The sequence below is a fragment of the Plasticicumulans sp. genome (assembly GCF_035331805.1).
Lineage (GTDB): Bacteria > Pseudomonadota > Gammaproteobacteria > Competibacterales > Competibacteraceae > Plasticicumulans.
This window is the reverse complement of sequence record NZ_DAOLKE010000279.1, coordinates 1-4,757: the sequence shown is the minus strand read 5'-3', so window position 1 is coordinate 4,757 and position 4,757 is coordinate 1. Positions and strand designations below refer to the sequence as shown.

Here is a 4,757-nt window from a genome sequence, read left to right as displayed (position 1 = left end):
CCGTGCAGGCGCAGCGTCAGGCGCGTGGTGCGCTCGCGCCAGTCGGCGGTGTCGGGGCTGGCGGCGACCGCGGCGGCGGTCGGGGTCGCGGCGCGCAGGTCGGCGACCAGATCGGTGATGCTCACGTCGGTCTCGTGGCCGATGCCGGCGATCACCGGGATCGGGCAGGCGCGCACGGCCCGCGCCAGCGCCTCGTCATTGAAGGCCTGCAGGTCTTCGAGCGAGCCGCCGCCGCGCACGAGCAGCAGCACGTCGCACTCGGCGCGCGCAGCGGCGGTCTTCAGCATCGCGATGATCTTCGCGGCGGCGCCATCGCCCTGCACCGGCACCGGATAGACGATGACCGGGATCTGCGGCGCGCGCCGTGCAAGCGTCGTCAGCACGTCGCGCAGCGCCGCGCCGGCCGGCGAGGTGAGGACGCCGATGCGCTGCGCCAGCCGCGGAATCGCACGCTTGTGTGCGGCATCGAACAGGCCCTCGGCTTCGAGGCGCGCGCGCAGCGCCTCGAAGGCGCGGCGCAGGCGGCCCTCGCCGGCCGGTTCGAGCGATTCGACCACGAGCTGGAACTCGCCGCGCGCCTCGTACAGCGTCACGCGCGCACGCACCAGCACCTGCCGGCCGTTGGCGGGTGCTTCGCGCAGCAGCAGCGCGCGGGTGCGGAACATCGCGCAGCGCACCTGCGCGAACTCGTCCTTCAGCGTGAAGTACAGATGCCCCGAGGCCGGGCGCGCGAGGTTGGAGATCTCGCCCTCGACCCACAGCATCGGCAGGTTCATCTCCAGCAGGCCGCGGGCCTGACGCACCAGCGCCGAGACGCTGACGATGTCGCGGGCGGGCACGACGGGTTCGTTCATCGGCGGCAGGCTCCGGGCCGGATGGGCGTGAGGTGTGGGCAGGGCGGGGCGTGCAGCCTGCCACAGCCATGTCGTGCTGCACCGCAGCCAAATGCGGACGACCGGACGCGCCGGCCTGTTCCGCCCTTGCGTCAGACCGTTATACTTCGCCGCTTCCTTATCGCCGGCTCAGGATTCCCCCCATGCTGCGTATCGTTCAGGAAGCACTCACCTTCGATGACGTGCTGCTGCTGCCCGCGCATTCCACGGTCCTGCCCAAGGACGTGTCGCTCGCCACGCGCCTGACGCGCGAGATCACGCTGAACCTGCCGCTGGTCTCGGCGGCGATGGACACGGTGACGGAATCCCGGCTGGCGATCGCGATGGCGCAGGAAGGCGGCATCGGCATCGTGCACAAGAACATGACCGCCGAGCAGCAGGCCGCCGAGGTGCGCCGGGTCAAGAAGTTCGAGGCCGGCGTCATCTCCGATCCGATCACCGTCTCGCCGCGGCTGAGCATCCGCGAGGTGCTGGCGATCACGCGCGCCAACGGCATCTCCGGCGTGCCGGTGGTCGATGGCGAGGATCTGGTCGGCATCGTCACCAGCCGCGACCTGCGCTTCGAGACCAACTTCGATGCGCCGGTCAGCCGCATCATGACGCCGAAGGAGCGTCTGGTGACCGTGCGCGAGGGCGCCTCGCGCGAGGAAGTCATCGCGCTGCTGCACCGCCACCGCATCGAGAAGGTGCTGGTCGTCAACGACCGCTTCCAGCTGCGCGGCATGATCACCGTGAAGGACATCCAGAAGTCCTCGGACTTCCCGAACGCCTGCAAGGACAGCCGGGGCCGGCTGCGCGTCGGCGCCGCGGTCGGCACCGGTGCCGGCACCGACGAGCGGGTCACGGCGCTGGTCGGTGCCGGGGTCGACGTGATCGTCGTCGACACCGCGCACGGCCACTCGCAGGGCGTGCTCGAGCGCGTGCGCTGGGTCAAGTCGCAGTTCCCGGACGTGCAGGTCATCGGCGGCAACATCGCCACGGCCGATGCCGCGATCGCGCTCGCCGAGGCCGGCGCCGATGCGGTGAAGGTCGGCATCGGTCCGGGTTCGATCTGCACGACGCGCATCGTCGCCGGCGTCGGCGTGCCGCAGATCAGCGCCGTCGCCAATGTCGCCGCAGCGCTGAAGACCGCCGGCATCCCGCTGATCGCCGATGGCGGCATCCGCTATTCCGGCGATCTCGCCAAGGCCATCGTCGCCGGCGCCTACGCGGTCATGGTCGGCGGCCTGCTCGCCGGCACCGAGGAAGCCCCGGGCGAGGTCGAGCTGTTCCAGGGCCGCTCGTACAAGGCCTACCGCGGCATGGGTTCGCTCGGCGCGATGGCCGGTTCGCAGGGTTCGGCCGATCGCTACTTCCAGGACGCCAGCGCCGTCGAGAAGCTCGTGCCCGAGGGCATCGAGGGCCGCGTGCCGTACAAGGGGCCGATGTCGGCGATCGTGCACCAGCTGATGGGCGGCCTGCGTTCGAGCATGGGCTACGTCGGCTGCGCGACGCTCGACGACATGCGCACCCGCCCCGAGTTCGTGCGCATCACCGGCGCCGGCATGCGCGAATCGCACGTGCACGACGTGCAGATCACCAAGGAAGCCCCGAACTACCGCGTCAGCTGAGCCGCCCGCGGCTTGCGGCACGCACTGCCCGGCAAAGAAGCACGCCGCCGCCCGAGCGGCACAACCCGAACGGCGAGGGGTGGCAGGATCACCCCTCGCGGCGTTTTCACCACCGCCGCTCCCCACGCCCCTCCAGCCCCCGGCCGCCGCCATGACCACCCGCGACATCCACCAGTCCCGCATCCTGATCCTCGACTTCGGCGCGCAGTACACGCAGCTGATCGCCCGGCGCGTGCGCGAGATCGGCGTCTACTGCGAAATCCATCCGTGGGACGTGAGCGATGCCGACGTGCGCCGTTTCCGCCCGAGCGGCATCGTGCTCTCCGGCGGTCCGGAGTCGGTGACGGTCGAAGGCGGGCCGCGCGCCCCGCAGGCCGTGTTCGAACTCGGCGTGCCGGTGCTCGGCATCTGCTACGGCATGCAGACCATGGCCGCGCAGCTCGGCGGCCGGGTCGAAAGCTCCGATCACCGCGAGTTCGGCTACGCGCAGGTGCGCGCGCGCGGCCATTCGCAGCTGCTGCGCGACATCGAGGATCACACGACGCCCGAAGGCTACGGCCTGCTCGACGTGTGGATGAGCCACGGCGATCGCGTCAGCGAGCTGCCGCCCGGCTTCAAGTGCATCGCCAGCACGGCCTCGGCGCCGCTCGCCGGCATGGCCGACGAGGATCGCGGCTACTACGCCGTGCAGTTCCACCCCGAGGTCACGCACACGCGCCAGGGCGCGCGCATCCTCGCGCGTTTCGTGCTCGACATCTGCGGCTGCGAGGCGCTCTGGACCACCGGCAACATCATCGAGGATGCGCTCGCCGACATCCGCGCCCGCGTCGGTGATGACGAGGTCATCCTCGGCCTGTCGGGCGGTGTCGATTCCTCGGTGGTCGCGGCGCTGCTGCACAAGGCCATCGGCCGCCAGCTCACCTGCGTGTTCGTCGACACCGGCCTGCTGCGCCTGCATGAGGGCGATCAGGTCATGGCGACCTTCGCGCGCCACATGGGCGTGCGCGTGATCCGCGTCGACGCCGAGGCACGCTTCCTCGCCGCACTCGCCGGCGTCACCGACCCCGAGGCCAAGCGCAAGATCATCGGCGGCCTGTTCGTCGAGATCTTCGAGGAGGAGGCCAACCGGCTGGTGGCGGCGAAGTGGCTCGCGCAGGGCACGATCTACCCGGACGTCATCGAATCGGCCGGCGCCAGGTCCGGCAAGGCGCACGTGATCAAGTCGCACCACAACGTCGGCGGCCTGCCGGCGCACATGCGCCTGAAGCTGCTCGAACCGCTGCGCGAGCTGTTCAAGGATGAAGTCCGCAAGCTCGGCGTCGAACTCGGCCTGCCGCACGAGATGGTCTACCGCCATCCCTTCCCCGGCCCCGGCCTCGGCGTGCGCATCCTCGGCGAGGTGAAGAAGGAATTCGCCGAGCTGCTGCGCCGCGCCGATCACATCTTCATCGAGGAACTGCGCCGCGCCGGCCTCTACGACCAGACCTCGCAGGCCTTTGCCGTCTTCCTGCCGGTGCGCTCGGTCGGCGTCATGGGCGATGGCCGCAAGTACGACTGGGTGATCGCGCTGCGCGCCGTCGAGACCATCGACTTCATGACCGCGCGCTGGTCGCACCTGCCCTACGATTTTCTGGAACTGGTGTCGCGGCGGATCATCAACGAGATCGACGGCATCTCCCGCGTCGTCTACGACGTGTCCGGCAAGCCGCCGGCGACGATCGAGTGGGAGTGACCGGCCGCCGGCGGCCAGAGGCTGGCGCCCGTCCCGGGTGATTCACCGGGCCGGGCGCCCCGGACCGGACCGGCCGGCTCCTGCATTCCGACGGGAGTCTGACAGGAGGCGCATCCCGTGCTGATCAAGTTCCGTGGTGAAAACACCGGCAGCATCCAGATGTTCGGCCAGCACGCGCAGGAACTGCTGCGGCTGATGGGGACCAGCGGCAGCGAGAAGGGCGCACTGATGGCCGAGGATGTCCCCGGCGCGCTCGCGAAGCTCGAAGCCGCGATCGAGGCGCGCAAGGTGCAGGACGCCGCGGCCACCGAGGCCGCCGAAGCCGACGCCGAGGAAGCCAAGGCCGAAGGCCACGACGCCGAGCCGCCCGGCCCGGCGCTCTCGACGCGCGCCGTGCCGCTGATCGAGCTGCTGAAGCAGGCAGTCGCGACCGACTCCTACGTGATGTGGGGGCCGTGAGTCCGGACGCAGCGACCGGCGCCGCGGCGCCCACATCACGTAGGAGTCGGTCGCGACTGCCTG

The 4,757-nt window shown here is 70.6% G+C and carries 4 protein-coding genes; 3 read left to right on the top strand and 1 reads right to left on the bottom strand.

All coding sequences use genetic code 11. From position 1 onward, the window contains the following. On the bottom strand, positions 1–854 hold an 854-nt coding region (gene xseA / locus PKE44_RS15220; RefSeq protein WP_324552709.1), incomplete at its 3' end, for an exodeoxyribonuclease VII large subunit. 185 nt (positions 855–1,039) lie between these two features. On the opposite strand from xseA, the gene guaB reads away from it, so the two are divergent. From guaB to PKE44_RS15205, 3 genes are all read left to right on the top strand, one after another. Continuing rightward, the gene (gene guaB, locus PKE44_RS15215) at positions 1,040–2,503 is read left to right on the top strand and encodes an IMP dehydrogenase (RefSeq protein ID WP_324552714.1); all 1,464 of its coding nucleotides are present in this window, start codon (positions 1,040–1,042) and stop codon (positions 2,501–2,503) included. Positions 2,504–2,654: 151 nt separating this feature from the next. Beyond that, a complete protein-coding gene (gene guaA, locus PKE44_RS15210) occupies positions 2,655–4,235 on the top strand; it encodes a glutamine-hydrolyzing GMP synthase (RefSeq protein ID WP_324552706.1) in 1,581 nt (526 codons plus the stop codon). Between the two features lie 117 nt (positions 4,236–4,352). Further along, complete coding sequence (locus PKE44_RS15205; RefSeq protein ID WP_324552703.1) at positions 4,353–4,694, top strand: DUF1840 domain-containing protein; 342 nt, start codon at positions 4,353–4,355, stop codon at positions 4,692–4,694. Positions 4,695–4,757: the final 63 nt, after the last annotated feature.